This is a genomic window from Streptococcus sp. F0441 (assembly GCF_000314775.2).
Lineage (GTDB): Bacteria > Bacillota > Bacilli > Lactobacillales > Streptococcaceae > Streptococcus.
Window position 1 is genome coordinate 111018 of sequence record NZ_KB373321.1, and the last position, 13846, is coordinate 124863.

Consider the following 13846-nt stretch of genomic DNA (forward strand, 5'->3'; position numbering starts at 1 on the left):
TTTTATTCTCCTGAAAATTCACGCGCAGTCTGGGCAACTACGTCTGTTTCTAGCATGGTACGGATCTGACGAATCGTACTATAAACAGCTTTGGCATCACTTGAGCCATGAGTCTTGACAACAGGTGCCTTGACACCAAACAAGACTGCTCCACCAACATCTGAGTAGTTGAGCTGTTTTTTCAAACCTCTGAGACTGTCCTTGAGAAGGAGGGCGCCTAGTTTCGCTCGAAGACCACCACCTGTAATAGCGGTCTTGAGCAAGCCCATGATTCCCATGGCTGTCCCTTCGATAGATTTGAGGACAGCGTTTCCCGTGAAACCATCTGTTACGACAACATCCGCAATGCCATTCATCAGATCACGCGCTTCCACATTTCCGACAAAATTTAAGCTTTCATCAGCTGCTAGCAAGGCGTAGGTTTCCTTACGAAGGGGATCACCCTTGCTACTTTCTGTTCCATTGTTGAGCAAACCAACACGTGGTCTCGAAATCCCACGAACACTTTTCGCGTAAAAGGAACCCAAAACAGCGTATTGGTGCAGATGATGAGCTGTATTTTCTGCATTGGCTCCAAGGTCTAGCATGTCAAAGCCCTTGCCATCAATGGTCGGTAAGGTCGACATGAGTCCAGGACGGTCGATATTCTTGATACGACCGACAATGAAAAATCCTGCAGCCAACAAGGCACCTGTATTCCCAGCTGAGAGGACAGCGTCTGCCTCTCCTTCTTTGACTGCCTTAGCCGCTAATACCATACTGGCATTTTTCTTCTTACGAATAGCTTTTGTCGGCTCATCATCAAAATCAATCTTCTCATCCGTATGGATAATGCTGACGCGTTCTGTCGCTGTTAGATATTGCTTGATTTTGCTTTCGTCTCCATAGAGTTGAATCTCAATATCTGAAAAGTCAGCAAGGGCTTGATTGACACCCTCAACGATGGCTTGAGGTGCGTAATCGCCCCCCATAGCATCTACTGCAATTTTTTTCATTTATCTTCCTCTTTTAGTAATTGTCCCCAGTCTGCTAGGGAATCAATAAATTTCTTTGATTTTAGGTGAATTCCAACATACTCTTCGTAGATTTGGTCTATAAACTTGCGCAAGTCTTGCTTGATTTCAGGCTTGAGCGAAATAGTCTCCAAGGTCTCAAAATCAATAGCTTGAAATTGATTGAGCAGATAAGGAATATTGGGATTCAGATGACAACGTCTCTCATCTTCATGATAATGCTCTGAGCAGAGGCAGGCTCCATATTTGAAAGAAAAGTCAAAAGCCTGACCAACCCGATGGCAAAAGACACACTCATTAAAATTGAGACTAATTCCAAATCGAGTCAAGATTTGGATTTCAAAAATATTGGTCAAAACCTGATAATCCAATCCTGCTTCCATCAACTCCAAAGTCTTTTGTAAAAAAGCAAACAAGGGAGCATCCTGCTGATTATCCTGCAAACTAGCATCTGCAAGAGCAGCCACATAGGTTGCATAGGCCATGACAAAGAGGTCACTATTAATCTTAGGAAAGGTCATGACCTCATGATAGTCCTCGATATAGCTGAGCCCATCATCATTGATTCGTAAGAGAAATCGCGCCAACACCAAGGGCTGAATAACCGGAGCTAGTTTGGACTGACCAGCGTGTTTGACGAAAAACATACGCTTGCCAGCCTGCTCGGTAAAAATCTTGACTAACTTGTCATCCTCACGAAAGTTACGATTGTAGAGCACCAAGCCTTGACTCGTGATAGACTGAATCATGCTTCTCTCATGTACTCCTCAAGTCGTTTCATAGCCTCTCTGATCGTTTCCATGCTGGCTGCATAAGACAGACGCACATAGCCTTCTCCATACTGACCAAAAGCAGCACCCGGAATAAAGGCAACAGCCTTCTTCTGGGCAAAATCCTTCAGAAAAGCAAAGGAGTCTTGATTGTAACCTGCTGGAATCTTAGCAAAGATATAGAAGGCACCGTCTGGTTTGATAATCTCAAAACCAAGATTAGTCATCTTCTCAATAATATAATCCCGACGCTGGATGTATTCCTTCTTCATAGGCTCTGCGTCGTTTTTACCAGCGGTCAAAGCCTCCACCGCAGCATGTTGAGCCATAGTGTTTGCGGCAGTAACCAAATATTGGTGACTCTTGATTAACTGAGCTGTGAAAGCTGCAGGAGCAAAGATGAAGCCTAAACGCCAACCAGTCATAGCATGCGATTTAGACAAGCCATTAATAATAATAGCCTGGTCTCTCAGCATCGTTCCCAGAGATACATGGGCTTGCCCTGTATAGGTCAATTCCGAGTAAACCTCATCACAGACAACGAAAATCTCATACTTGCGTAAAACGTCCGCCAAGGCTTCCAACTGCTCCCGACTATAGGTAATTCCTGTCGGATTGGCTGGATAGTTGAGAATGACCGCCTTGAGCTTGTCGCCTTGCTCCAAAATGGCCTTTTCCAACATCTCAGGAGTCAAGACAAAACCATTTTCAGTCGTGTCAATCTCGACAACCTCTGCCCCAACTAGATTGACAATCGGCTCATATCCTGGATAGGCAGGAGCTGGCAAGAGCACTTTGTCCCCCTCTTCCAAAATAGCCGTCAAAGTAGCAGATAAAGCCTCTGTCGCCCCAATTGTAACCAAAATTTCATTTTCAGGATTATAATCTAGCTGGTACTTTTCTTTTACAAAGTCGCTAGCAGCCTGGCGCAAGGTCAGTAAACCACTCATCCCTGTATAGTAGGATTGGTTCTGGTCGATGGCCCGCTTAGCCGCTTCCTTAACATGATCTGGCGTTGTAAAATCAGGTTCCCCCAAGGTCAAACGCAGGACCCCAGGAATCTCCGAAATAGCCTGGTCAAACTGGCGAATCAACGAAACTTGAATCTTATCTAATTGTTTATTAAAGCGCTTAGTTAAGTCCATAGATACCTCCTACTCTCAAACCGTATCTCTATTATACTACAAAAGCCCCCCGACCGCAAAAATACATTATAGAATAGCTTTCCACTTTCTATTTTACTTTTCCTGTTTACAGGTCTATAATGGTAACAGATTATGATTGGAGGTTTTTATGTTATTTCTATCAAAAAATGGAGCAGGCATCTTGGCCTGCCTTCTCATTTCTATCATTTCTTGGTTTATAGGAGGACTTTTCCCCGTCGTGGGTGCACCCGTTTTTGCAATCTTTATAGGAATGCTCCTACACCCCTGGCTCTCACCCTACAAACAACTAGATGCAGGTTTGACCTTTAGTTCAAAAAAATTACTCCAGTATGCCGTCATCTTGCTTGGTTTTGGTCTCAATATCTCGCAAGTCTTTGCAGTCGGACAAACTTCACTCCCTGTCATCCTTTCCACCATTTCGATTTCCTTAATCGTCGCCTACCTCTTCCAGCGTTTCTTTGCACTAGACACAAAACTGGCTACCTTGATTGGTGTGGGTTCTTCTATCTGTGGTGGCTCTGCCATTGCTGCTACAGCACCCGTTATCCATGCCAAAGAAAAGGAGGTTGCCCAAGCCATTTCCGTTATCTTTTTCTTCAATATCTTGGCTGCGCTCATCTTTCCAACTCTAGGAACCTGGCTTCACCTATCTAATGACGGCTTTGCCCTCTTTGCAGGAACTGCGGTCAATGATACTTCTTCTGTAACGGCCACAGCTAGTGCCTGGGACAGTCTTTATCAGACAAATACCCTCGAGTCTGCAACCATTGTTAAACTCACACGTACCTTAGCGATCATTCCCATCACTCTCTTTCTCTCCTACTGGCAAAGTCGCCAACAAGAAAATAAACAAGGCGTACAACTGAAAAAAGTTTTCCCACTTTTTATCCTTTATTTTATCCTGGCCTCTCTCTTAACGACTCTTCTTACCTCTCTTGGTGTGTCCAGTAGTTTCTTTACCCCTCTCAAACAACTCTCTAAATTCTTTATCATCATGGCCATGAGTGCTATCGGTCTCAAAACCAATCTAATTGCCATGGTTAGATCCAGTGGTAAATCTATTGTCCTCGGAGCTCTTTGCTGGATTGCCATCATCCTCACCAGTCTTGGTATGCAAGCATTGATTGGTACTTTATAATACAAAAGGTAGCCCATGGCTACCTTTTTATTGCTCAAGAATTAAGCGAGTATGTTCTCTCTTGATACAGCGATTCATCACGATGTCATCGCATCCTCCAGCACGCAAGATTTCTTCCGCTTCTAGATTTTCAAGTCCTAATTGCGCCCAAAAAATCTTGGCATCAGCCTTAAGAAAATCACGCGCCACATCTGGCAAAAACTCGCTCCGTCGGTATACATTGACAATATCCACAGGAAAAGGAATCTCAGCTAGACTCGCATAAGCCTTTTCTCCCAAGATTTCCCCACCTGCAGCCTTGGGATTAACTGGAATGATTTTATAGCCCCGAGCCTGCATTTCCTTAGTCACTCGATTGCTAGTTGTTTCCTCACGATCGGACAAGCCCACTACCGCTAACGTTTTACTAGTCGCCAGATACTGACGGACCACACCATCACTTGGATTGATAAATTCTTGGCTCATAGAAATCCTCCTTTTTTCTCAGTATAGCATATTTTGAAAAGGCTTGCAGATTTTGACTACAAAAAATTTCCTAGCAAGAGGAAAGTCTGCTAGGAAATTCGTTTATTCAAGTGAAAGTTTAGATTTTTTTCTCAATACTAAATAATGGAGAAAGAGGACGTTTTTCATGGATACGTACAATAGCATCACCTAGGAGATGAGCGATAGAAATTTGTTCAATCTTATCAATCAAGCGCTCTTCTGGTAGGTAGATGGTATCTAAAACAACCAATTTTTTAATGGCTGATTTTTGGATATTGTCCATAGCTGGCCCTGAAAGAACTGGGTGCGTACAGCTTGCATAAACTTCAACAGCACCTGCTTCAGCAAGAGCATCCGCCGCATGACAAATGGTTCCAGCTGTATCGATCATATCGTCAATTAAGATACAAGTCTTACCTTCTACCTTACCAATGATGTTCATCACTTCACTGGTATTCATCTTGTCTACACTACGGCGTTTGTCAATAATCGCAATCGGAGTTTTCAAAAACTCTGCCAATTTACGAGCACGAGTTACCCCACCATGGTCTGGGCTGACAACCACGTAGTCAGAGCCAACCATGCCACGACGTTCAAAATAGTCCGCAATCAATGGAGCACCCATCAAGTGATCTACAGGAATATCAAAGAATCCCTGAATCTGTGCAGCGTGCAAATCAATCGTCAACAAACGATCTACCCCAGCAACTTCTAGCATGTTTGCAACGAGTTTTGCAGTGATTGGCTCACGCGCGCGCGCTTTTCTATCCTGACGTGCATAGCCATAGTAAGGCATGACAACGTTGACAGATTCTGCACTAGCACGCTTCAATGCGTCCACCATAATCAAAATTTCAAGTAAATTATCATTTACAGGTGAACTCGTTGATTGTAGGATAAAGACGTGTTTTCCACGGATTGATTCTTCGATGTTGACCTGAATCTCCCCATCTGAAAATTGGCGAACAGTCGATTTCCCCAACTCTATCCCAATTTCTTGCGCCACACGCTCTGCCAATTCTCTATTAGAAGAAAGGGCAAACAGCTTTAAATCAGAAAAAGACATGATTTCCTCCGGTATTTATGTATCACTTGTTTTTACACAACATTTTCCATCTACCATTGTAGCGCTTTTTCCTTTATTTTTCAATCAAAAATAAAACAAGAGCAAACATTTATACCCTTGTTTTATGCTATTTTATATTAGCTATATTAAAACTAAAAATCCTACATTTTAACAATCGATTTTATGCTAGGATGAGATTTTTTCGAGACAAAGTTAGTATACTTCTCTCATACTTCCTGTATCCACATCATAGACAGCACCTGAAATAACCACATCATCAGGAATCAGTGGAGACTCTCGAAGCAATTGCATATCCTCTCTCACACTCTCTTCAACATTCTGGAATGGTAAAAAATCTTGATCAGATACATCAACTCCGAGCTCGTGTTTCAAATGTTCATGAAAACTTTCATTTTGAAAGGTTTGAGCTCCACAGTCTGTATGGTGAAGCACCACGATTTCTCTTGTCCCCATTTGTTGCTGGGAAATCACCAGTGAACGAATCATGTCCTCAGTTACTCGACCACCCGCATTCCGCAAGATATGAGCATCCCCAAGTGCCAAACCTAGAGCTTGCGCAACGTGCAGACGTGAGTCCATACAGGTCACGATAGCTACTCTGGTTTTTGGTTTAAGTGGCAAATTTAACTGCCCATGTAGGGCAACATAAGCCTGATTGGCTTTCATAAACTGTTCAAAATACGACACGATTCCCTCCTCAAAAATTTGATAATCAAATATTTCTCCTATCTTATCATTTTTAAGAGGATTTGTCACGGATTATGCAAAGACCTTTTTCAAAACTTCCTGAATCGTCGTCACACCAATGACTTCAATTTCCTTGGGTGGAGTAATTCCTGTCAAGGAATTCTTAGGTACATAAATCTTAGTAAAGCCTAGTTTTGCCGCTTCATTTATGCGTTGTTCGATACGATTCACGCGTCGAATCTCTCCCGTCAAACCAAGTTCTCCCACAAAACATTCCTGAGGATTGGTAGGCTTGTCCTTGTAACTCGAAGCAATAGCCACTGCAACGGCTAAGTCAATGGCAGGTTCATCCAATTTGACACCGCCAGCAGATTTGAGATAGGCATCCTGATTTTGCAAGAGAAGCCCTGCACGTTTTTCCAAAACAGCCATAATTAGACTTGCACGATTGAAGTCAAGCCCTGTCGTCGTACGCTTGGCATTTCCAAACATAGTCGGTGTTACCAAAGCCTGGACCTCCGCCAAAATCGGACGGGTACCTTCCATGGTTACCACGATGGATGAACCAGTGGCCCCATCCAAACGCTCTTCTAGGAAAACTTGACTCGGATTGAGCACCTCAACCAAGCCACCTGACTGCATCTCAAAGATGCCAATCTCATTAGTGGATCCAAAACGATTTTTGACTGCTCTCAAGATACGGAAGGTATGGTGGCGTTCCCCTTCAAAGTAAAGCACCGTATCTACCATATGCTCCAACATACGCGGACCAGCCAGGGTACCTTCCTTGGTCACATGCCCTACGATAAAGATGGCAATGTTATTAGTCTTTGCCAGCTGCATGAGCTCAGCTGTCACCTCTCGCACTTGAGAAACTGACCCTTGCACTCCAGAAATCTCAGGAGACATAATAGTCTGGATAGAGTCGATGATGAGAAAGTCAGGTTGGATACGCTCTACCTCAGCTCGAACACTCTGCATATTGGTCTCTGCATAGAGATAAAACTCACTATCAATATCCCCCAAGCGCTCTGCTCGTAACTTAATCTGCTGAGCAGACTCCTCCCCACTGACATAGAGAACGGTCCCCACTTGAGACAACTGGGTAGAAACTTGTAGGAGAAGGGTTGATTTCCCAATCCCTGGATCCCCACCGATGAGGACGAGACTCCCTGGTACCACTCCGCCTCCAAGTACACGGTTGAATTCCTCCATCTCCGTCTTGGTTCGATTGACGTTGATTGAAGTCACTTCAGCCAGTTTCATAGGCTTGGTTTTTTCACCTGTCAAGGACACACGCGCATTCTTGACCTCAGCAACCTCAACCTCTTCTACAAAAGAAGACCAAGACCCACAGTTTGGACAGCGCCCTAGATACTTAGGTGAATTATATTCACAATTTTGACACACAAATGTCGCTTTTTTCTTTGCGATGATAAACCTCTTTCTAAATTTCTACCTCACACTCAATTACTTGGCAAAAATCAATCTTCTCGTCTGGTACAAATTGGCGCATGAGCATTCCGTGAGTTACAATGATAATAGTTTTATAATTTTTATATTTTTCCAAAGTTCTTAAAAAACGATGACGCATCTCCAGAGCAGTTTCATAGCGACAAGGGGAATCTTCAGATAAACCTCCTTGATGTTTTAGATAATATTCATGAGCTACCAATACACTAGTTAAATCAGAGTTAGTACCATCTATGTCTGGACGCCACTCATGAAAAAACGGCTCCACAAATAAGTCCAATCCTGTTTCAACCGCTATATAATGGGCTGTTTCTAAAGCCCTCGTCACAGACGATGAAATAATAATCTCTGCCTTTCCAAAACATGCAGTTTTAGCAACTTCTTTTGCCAGACTGCGACCTTTTTCTGTCAATGGTGCTAAATCACGACCAAAACCACTATAGAGTCGCGGATTTTCAAGTTTATCAAGCATACTATAATCTGGCTCCCCATGACGTACAAAGATTATCTTCATCTTAATGCCCTGTCGATCCAAATCCACCAGTTCGCACGCCATCTGCCTCATCTCCGTCTGCAATTAAGAAAGGAGCAAAGACAGCCTGAACCACACGCTCTCCAACTTCGAGAACCACTTCCTGATCAGTAATATTTTTCATCTGAGCAAAGATATGGCCTTCATTCCCAGGATTTCCATAATAATCCCCATCAATGACCCCAACTGAGTTAATCAAAACCAAACCCTTCTTGCGAGGGTTTGATGAACGGTCATAGAGATAGAGCACTTCTGTCGGCTGCATATAGGCCTTAACACCTGTCGGAACCAAGACAATCTCTCCTGGCGCAATAACCGTACGCACAGCAACCTTTAAGTCGTAACCAGCTGCATGAGCCGTCTCACGCTTAGGTAGCAAACTTTCATCTGTAAAACTCGAAACCAATTCAAAACCACGAATTTTCATATTTTTCTCTTTTCTATTATCATTTATTCTAGGCTATTTTATCTTATTTATTCGAAAAAAGCACGAAAAAAGAGCACACAATTCACACTCGCTTAGGGCTGCTGGATTCCTCCCCTGACCCGCTTCACGCAGAACTGTTGCTCCACTATTTATTATACCACATTCCCCTCGGTTTTTAAAGAGAAATTATTTTTTCCGTCTATTTCTAAAAAAGTCCTGCATAATAGCTGCACAGTCATCTTCCAAAATTCCCGTTTCTACCTCTACACGATGATTGAGACGCTCATCTGTCAAAATATCGTACAAACTTCCAGCTGCACCAAATTTCTGGTTTTTAGCCCCGTAAACTACGTTTGGAATACGGGCAAGCCCAATCGCCCCACTACACATCACACAGGGCTCTATGGTCACAAAAAGGGTGCAATCTAGTAAACGCCAGCTCTCTTCACTCACATTCGCATTCTCTATAGCCATGATTTCTGCATGCATGACCGCCCGTTGCAACTCCTCGCGCGCATTATGCCCCCTACTAATGATTTCTCCATCCTTGACAATCACACAACCAATTGGAATTTCATCGTGTTCTAAAGCAATCTCAGCCTCTCTCAAAGCCTCTCTCATAAAGGCTTCTTTTTCTTCAACTGTATAATCCATAGTTTCTCTCTTTTCCTGCTTATCAATTCTATCATTATAGCATGTTTTCCTAGACAAAAAAAGAGCTCTATGATATTTACACTGACTAACTTTAGATAGTATCAAATCGCTGGATTGTAGAAATAATGTTTTAAAAAGAGTATAATATTAACAAAATTGATAGAAAATCAGAAATCATGAACTTAAAATAATGGAGATAACTGACATAGAAAATTCAAGAGATGAATATACTGAAATTTATACAATAAACAATATGAAAGAGTAAATGATGAAATTAGAGTTATTACTGGATAAACCAAAATTTACCTTAATGTTTCCATATAAAAATCAATTTAATAGAGCAGGGGGACCATTCATGATATCTTTATCTGTTATGATTCTCTGGATTCTAAAGCATCTGATAGCTTATAATACCGATTTTACAGACAAGATTATTATAGCAATCGTACTGATTTATGCTCCACTTCTTCTATGGTTTATGGGGTATTATCTCTTCATAAATGGAGTAAAATTAGAAGTTCATAAAAACAATACTGTTCAATATTATACCTATAGTAGCAGAGGCCTCAGCGTATTACATTATCAATTTAAACTTCAAGATATCGAACAAATAACCGTTAAAAAGCGTCCCTTTAATTGTGCTAAGTTAACCATGAAAATTAGAAATCCTATTTTTTTAGAAGGATATGAGAAAAATCTAAATAAGCTAATAAGTGTCAGTATCATCACAGATAAACTGAAAGCAGATGTTTTTATGCACGAAATAAACCAAATTCAAAATGACAAATCAGGAAACCAAGTTATCAAATAAGCTAATTTACAAAAAATTTAGTTTTATCTAACTTATAAATTCTAAAGAAAATAGTTCACTGAAGAGGTTGGGACCAAAAATCCCAACCTCATTTTTGCTTAGTTGTACACCTATAATTTATTAGTAGATTAAACTGTTTGTTGGTATTTTAAAATTCAAAAGCTCCTTTGAACAAAACTTCCTTTCTCTATCCACAACCTTAACCAATCTACCAAATTGTTGAAACCATGAAGTTCTAGTTCTATCAAATTAAGACTTGGTCTACAGATTTCTGTCCCACTGTTTTTTTCTTTATCTTAAAAAGTCAAGTAGAAGCCTGTATAGGACTTATGAACTAAAAAAGCCACCCAATGGGGTGACTTAATAGGGAGATTATTATGAAAAAGAAAAGTTTAGGATATTTGTTACAACAAGTTAGGAGGTCTTCTTGTAACTGTCTATAGTATACCCAACCTGTCTTAAACTAATCTTAAAAATCTCCTATGACCAAACACTTTCTAAAATATTAGTTTGTTCACGATCAGGACCTACTGAGAACGTCGAAATACGAACCCCAACCAACTCGCTCACACGACGAACATAGTTACGTGCATTCTCAGGAAGGTCTTCTAAATTACGGACTCCAGTGATGTCTTCTGACCAACCTGGCAATTCCTCGTAGATTGGCTTGCAACGTTTCAACTGTTCAAGACTAGCTGGATAGTAGTCAATACGTTGACCATCAAGATCATAGGCTACACAGATTTTAACTGTATCCAAACCACTCAAAACATCAATAGAGTTCAATGAAAGATTTGTAATCCCAGATACACGGCGGCTATGACGCATCACAACTGAGTCAAACCAACCTACACGACGTGGACGGCCAGTTGTTGTACCGTATTCATGACCTACTTCACGGATACGATCTCCCACTTCATCAAACAACTCAGTTGGGAAAGGTCCATCACCTACACGACTCGTATAGGATTTACAAACACCTACAACCTTGTCAATCTTACTTGGACCAACACCAGACCCAATTGTCACACCACCAGCGACAGGGTTTGAAGAAGTAACAAATGGATAAGTCCCTTGGTCAATATCCAACATAACACCTTGTGCACCTTCAAAAAGCACACGTTTGCCATTATCAAGCGCATCGTTCAAGATAACAGAAGTATCTGTCACATATTGTTTAATTTGTTGCCCATATTCATAATATTCTTCAAAAATATCATCGAATGAAATAGGTTCACTATCATATAATTTTTCAAATAAACGATTCTTTTCCGCAAGATTGCGTTCTAAACGCTCACGAAAAATCTCTTTATCCAAAAGATCCGCAATACGAATTCCAACACGAGCAGCTTTGTCCATATATGCTGGACCAATTCCCTTTATTGTAGTACCAATCTTATTGTCACCCTTAGCCTCTTCTTGCAAGCAATCCAACTTGATGTGGTAAGGCAAAATAACATGCGCACGATCAGAGATACGTAGATTATCTGTTGTAACACCTTCTTCATGCAGATAAGACAATTCTTTCACAAGAGATTTAGGGTTTACAACCATACCGTTTCCAATAACTGAAATTTTTTCAGGGAAGAAAATTCCAGATGGAATCAAGTGCAACTTAAACTTTTTACCATCAATAACAATGGTGTGACCTGCATTATCACCACCTTGGTAACGAGCAATCACTTCCGCATTGGCTGAAAGAAAATCTGTAATTTTTCCTTTACCTTCATCGCCCCATTGGGTACCTACAACAACAACTGAAGTCATAATAAAATTCGTCTGAGCTACTAGGAGCTCGTCCTTTCTCATATACATGGCAGGAATTTCACCCGCAATTATATCTTACAGTTTATTATAAGAAAAAAACACTATTTTATCAAGAAGAAACAGTAGAAAAGATTTGGAATTTCTGTAAATAACAAAATTCAAAACCTTAAAAATTAAACAAAATCCTAAAAAATATAAAATCAATACAGATTATTGTTCGTGATATATGATTTATGAGTTTCTTATTGGATAAGAGTTGTACCACCTTGCAGTAATTTATCTAGATATAGGCGATAAGCTGTTTTAAAGTGATATAGTGAAAAGTCCCTATCACTTTTTATTTTAAATCGGATTAAATAATATAGTAAAAACCGAAGATGAAGTGATTCCCACTCAGCACAACTCTGGCCTAAAGAGGCATATTCTTGTTCAACTAGTTTCAAAAAAACAAATGCTCGATCATAAAATTTCTGAAGCATATAAAAATTCCCTTTCTTATTAGTAACACTAGTCTAACAAAAAAAGGAACTAAAAAAGCTTCAAATCCTATAAAAGAAGAATTTAAAGCTAAACGAACTAAAAATAAAATAAAAAGGTAATTATAGACTTAAAAAATAAAATTTGAAATTTCAACAGTCCACTATATTTATAAATGATAAATTGCAAGAATAAGTGCAACATTTACTTTAACTCATCCACTAGAGCTTCATAAGACGTTCTGTAAGCTAAACATTTTCGTGGTCGGTGGTTGATATCATATAAGGCCTTGTTCAAAGCCTCATCAGATATAGCAGCTAAATCTGTTTTCTTTGGGAAATATTCTCTTAGTAAGCCATTTGCGTTTTCATTGCTTCCTCTCTGCCAGGATGAATAGGCGTCCGCAAAGAAAAAGGAAATTCCTAAATTCTCTACCAGAGGATAGCAGGCGAACTCTTTTCCCCTGTCTGAAATGAAGGTTTTAAGAGTCTCTTTTGGAAATAGCCTACAAAGTTGTTCGATGGCTGAAAACATGGCTTTGGCTGTTCTGTCTGGTATCTTGAAAGCTAAGTAAAAGCGCGTTTTTCGCTCCAGAAAGGTAGCTAAACAACCCTTGCTTTTGCCTCTAGAAGACACTACAATATCGGGCTCCCAGTGGCCAAAAGTTTCACGATTTCTGACCTCTTTAGGACGTTTGGCAATCGACCTGCCAATCCTAAATCTTCCACGTGTTTCTTTAGGTTGTCGAGTTTTGCCTTTACGACGAAGGATACTCAAATCCAGATCAATCAAACCAGCATAGAGCCAGTTATAGATGGTTTTAAAACCTACCATTGGCTTTTTTTCAAGCTGATAGCGACCACAAATCTGTTCAGGCGACCAGGAGCATTTTAAACAGTCCTCAATTTCCTTTTTCAACGTTGGTGTCAAACGAGACTTCCGACCTTTTTGCTTAGCCCTGTGGTCGTACTGTTCCTGTGCTAAGACGGCGGAGTAAGCATTTTGGCATCGTCTTAACTCTCTTGAAATGGTAGACTTATAGACGCCAAGTTTACTTGCAATTTGGCAAGGTTTCAAACCTAATTCCAAGTAGGTTTCTATCTTTATTCGGTCGGTTATGGTAAGATGGAAGTAGCTCATAGTTTTTCCTCGGGTTCTGTTTGTGTGGTTACTTACAGTTTACACCAATGAAACGCTATGAGTTTTTTGGTTGCACTATATTTTACAATTTATCTATAGAAAAAAACGCTCAATTGAACGTTTCGATTTATACTCTTATACTCCGCCAGTAGGACTCGAACCTACGACATCATGATTAACAGTCATGCGCTACTACCAACTGAGCTATGGCGGATAAA

Annotated in this window: 15 protein-coding genes, 1 tRNA gene and 1 other RNA gene; 2 read left to right on the forward strand and 15 right to left on the reverse strand. The window is 40.6% G+C overall.

The features are described from left to right. Nucleotides 1–2: 2 nt before the first annotated feature. From plsX to HMPREF9188_RS00545, 3 genes are read right to left on the reverse strand one after another with little or no spacing between them, the layout of a single operon-like run. Entirely contained in the window at nucleotides 3–995 is a 993-nt protein-coding gene (gene plsX / locus HMPREF9188_RS00535; RefSeq protein ID WP_009729539.1) for a phosphate acyltransferase PlsX, read from the reverse strand. Next, entirely contained in the window at nucleotides 992–1762 is a 771-nt protein-coding gene (gene recO, locus HMPREF9188_RS00540; protein WP_009729540.1) for a DNA repair protein RecO, read from the reverse strand. The genes plsX and recO overlap by 4 nt, the downstream gene beginning before the upstream one ends. Next, on the reverse strand, nucleotides 1759–2928 hold the full coding sequence (locus HMPREF9188_RS00545; RefSeq protein WP_009729541.1) for a pyridoxal phosphate-dependent aminotransferase: 1170 nt from the start codon (nucleotides 2926–2928) through the stop codon (nucleotides 1759–1761). Before HMPREF9188_RS00545 ends, recO begins: the two co-directional genes overlap by 4 nt. A 148-nt stretch (nucleotides 2929–3076) precedes the next feature. On the opposite strand from HMPREF9188_RS00545, the gene HMPREF9188_RS00550 reads away from it, so the two are divergent. Further along, nucleotides 3077–4087 (forward strand): YeiH family protein, encoded by a 1011-nt coding sequence (locus tag HMPREF9188_RS00550; protein WP_009729542.1) that lies wholly within the window; start codon nucleotides 3077–3079, stop codon nucleotides 4085–4087. Nucleotides 4088–4114: 27 nt separating this feature from the next. On the opposite strand, the gene HMPREF9188_RS00555 is transcribed toward HMPREF9188_RS00550, so the two are convergent. The 8 genes from HMPREF9188_RS00555 to tadA all read right to left on the reverse strand — a co-directional run bounded on the left by HMPREF9188_RS00555 (nucleotide 4115) and on the right by tadA (nucleotide 9433). Further along, on the reverse strand, nucleotides 4115–4552 hold the full coding sequence (locus HMPREF9188_RS00555) for a CoA-binding protein (RefSeq protein ID WP_000076504.1): 438 nt from the start codon (nucleotides 4550–4552) through the stop codon (nucleotides 4115–4117). A gap of 118 nt (nucleotides 4553–4670) precedes the next feature. After that, the gene (locus HMPREF9188_RS00560; RefSeq protein WP_000010178.1) at nucleotides 4671–5639 is read right to left on the reverse strand and encodes a ribose-phosphate diphosphokinase; all 969 of its coding nucleotides are present in this window, start codon (nucleotides 5637–5639) and stop codon (nucleotides 4671–4673) included. Nucleotides 5640–5852: 213 nt separating this feature from the next. Continuing rightward, nucleotides 5853–6347 (reverse strand): beta-class carbonic anhydrase, encoded by a 495-nt coding sequence (locus HMPREF9188_RS00565; protein WP_009729543.1) that lies wholly within the window; start codon nucleotides 6345–6347, stop codon nucleotides 5853–5855. A 72-nt stretch (nucleotides 6348–6419) separates the two neighbouring features. Further along, on the reverse strand, nucleotides 6420–7781 hold the full coding sequence (gene radA / locus HMPREF9188_RS00570) for a DNA repair protein RadA (RefSeq protein WP_083888872.1): 1362 nt from the start codon (nucleotides 7779–7781) through the stop codon (nucleotides 6420–6422). Between the two features lie 13 nt (nucleotides 7782–7794). After that, nucleotides 7795–8334 (reverse strand): histidine phosphatase family protein, encoded by a 540-nt coding sequence (locus HMPREF9188_RS00575; protein WP_033588867.1) that lies wholly within the window; start codon nucleotides 8332–8334, stop codon nucleotides 7795–7797. Between the two features lies 1 nt (nucleotide 8335). Beyond that, entirely contained in the window at nucleotides 8336–8779 is a 444-nt protein-coding gene (locus HMPREF9188_RS00580) for a dUTP diphosphatase (RefSeq protein WP_009729546.1), read from the reverse strand. 59 nt (nucleotides 8780–8838) lie between these two features. Further along, an RNA gene (gene ffs, locus HMPREF9188_RS10000) (signal recognition particle sRNA small type) lies at nucleotides 8839–8933 on the reverse strand. A gap of 32 nt (nucleotides 8934–8965) precedes the next feature. Further along, nucleotides 8966–9433 carry a tRNA adenosine(34) deaminase TadA gene (gene tadA, locus HMPREF9188_RS00585; protein WP_009729547.1) on the reverse strand — a complete coding sequence of 156 codons (468 nt, stop codon included), beginning with the start codon at nucleotides 9431–9433 and terminating at the stop codon, nucleotides 8966–8968. Nucleotides 9434–9698: 265 nt separating this feature from the next. Here tadA and HMPREF9188_RS00590 point away from each other — a divergent pair, with 265 nt between their 5' ends. Further along, a complete protein-coding gene (locus tag HMPREF9188_RS00590) occupies nucleotides 9699–10244 on the forward strand; it encodes a hypothetical protein (RefSeq protein ID WP_156811826.1) in 546 nt (181 codons plus the stop codon). 480 nt (nucleotides 10245–10724) lie between these two features. On the opposite strand, the gene HMPREF9188_RS00595 is transcribed toward HMPREF9188_RS00590, so the two are convergent. From HMPREF9188_RS00595 to HMPREF9188_RS00610, 4 genes are all read right to left on the reverse strand, one after another. Further along, nucleotides 10725–12011 carry an adenylosuccinate synthase gene (locus HMPREF9188_RS00595; RefSeq protein WP_033588948.1) on the reverse strand — a complete coding sequence of 429 codons (1287 nt, stop codon included), beginning with the start codon at nucleotides 12009–12011 and terminating at the stop codon, nucleotides 10725–10727. Between the two features lie 242 nt (nucleotides 12012–12253). Further along, complete coding sequence (gene comW / locus HMPREF9188_RS10555) at nucleotides 12254–12490, reverse strand: sigma(X)-activator ComW (RefSeq protein WP_000939506.1); 237 nt, start codon at nucleotides 12488–12490, stop codon at nucleotides 12254–12256. A 202-nt stretch (nucleotides 12491–12692) separates the two neighbouring features. Next, a complete protein-coding gene (locus HMPREF9188_RS00605; protein ID WP_009729550.1) occupies nucleotides 12693–13628 on the reverse strand; it encodes an IS30 family transposase in 936 nt (311 codons plus the stop codon). Between the two features lie 140 nt (nucleotides 13629–13768). Next, a tRNA-Asn gene (locus HMPREF9188_RS00610) sits at nucleotides 13769–13842 on the reverse strand. Nucleotides 13843–13846: the final 4 nt, after the last annotated feature.

Bases quoted from the DNA above. Each gene is read 5' to 3' on its own strand.
- plsX (WP_009729539.1), bottom strand. From the start codon at position 995: ATGAAAAAAATTGCAGTAGATGCTATGGGGGGCGATTACGCACCTCAA.
- recO (WP_009729540.1), bottom strand. From the start codon at position 1,762: ATGATTCAGTCTATCACGAGTCAAGGCTTGGTGCTCTACAATCGTAAC.
- HMPREF9188_RS00545 (WP_009729541.1), bottom strand. From the start codon at position 2,928: ATGGACTTAACTAAGCGCTTTAATAAACAATTAGATAAGATTCAAGTT.
- HMPREF9188_RS00550 (WP_009729542.1), top strand. From the start codon at position 3,077: ATGTTATTTCTATCAAAAAATGGAGCAGGCATCTTGGCCTGCCTTCTC.
- HMPREF9188_RS00555 (WP_000076504.1), bottom strand. From the start codon at position 4,552: ATGAGCCAAGAATTTATCAATCCAAGTGATGGTGTGGTCCGTCAGTAT.
- HMPREF9188_RS00560 (WP_000010178.1), bottom strand. From the start codon at position 5,639: ATGTCTTTTTCTGATTTAAAGCTGTTTGCCCTTTCTTCTAATAGAGAA.
- HMPREF9188_RS00575 (WP_033588867.1), bottom strand. From the start codon at position 8,334: ATGAAGATAATCTTTGTACGTCATGGGGAGCCAGATTATAGTATGCTT.
- HMPREF9188_RS00580 (WP_009729546.1), bottom strand. From the start codon at position 8,779: ATGAAAATTCGTGGTTTTGAATTGGTTTCGAGTTTTACAGATGAAAGT.
- tadA (WP_009729547.1), bottom strand. From the start codon at position 9,433: ATGGATTATACAGTTGAAGAAAAAGAAGCCTTTATGAGAGAGGCTTTG.
- HMPREF9188_RS00590 (WP_156811826.1), top strand. From the start codon at position 9,699: ATGATGAAATTAGAGTTATTACTGGATAAACCAAAATTTACCTTAATG.
- HMPREF9188_RS00595 (WP_033588948.1), bottom strand. From the start codon at position 12,011: ATGACTTCAGTTGTTGTTGTAGGTACCCAATGGGGCGATGAAGGTAAA.
- comW (WP_000939506.1), bottom strand. From the start codon at position 12,490: ATGCTTCAGAAATTTTATGATCGAGCATTTGTTTTTTTGAAACTAGTT.
- HMPREF9188_RS00605 (WP_009729550.1), bottom strand. From the start codon at position 13,628: ATGAGCTACTTCCATCTTACCATAACCGACCGAATAAAGATAGAAACC.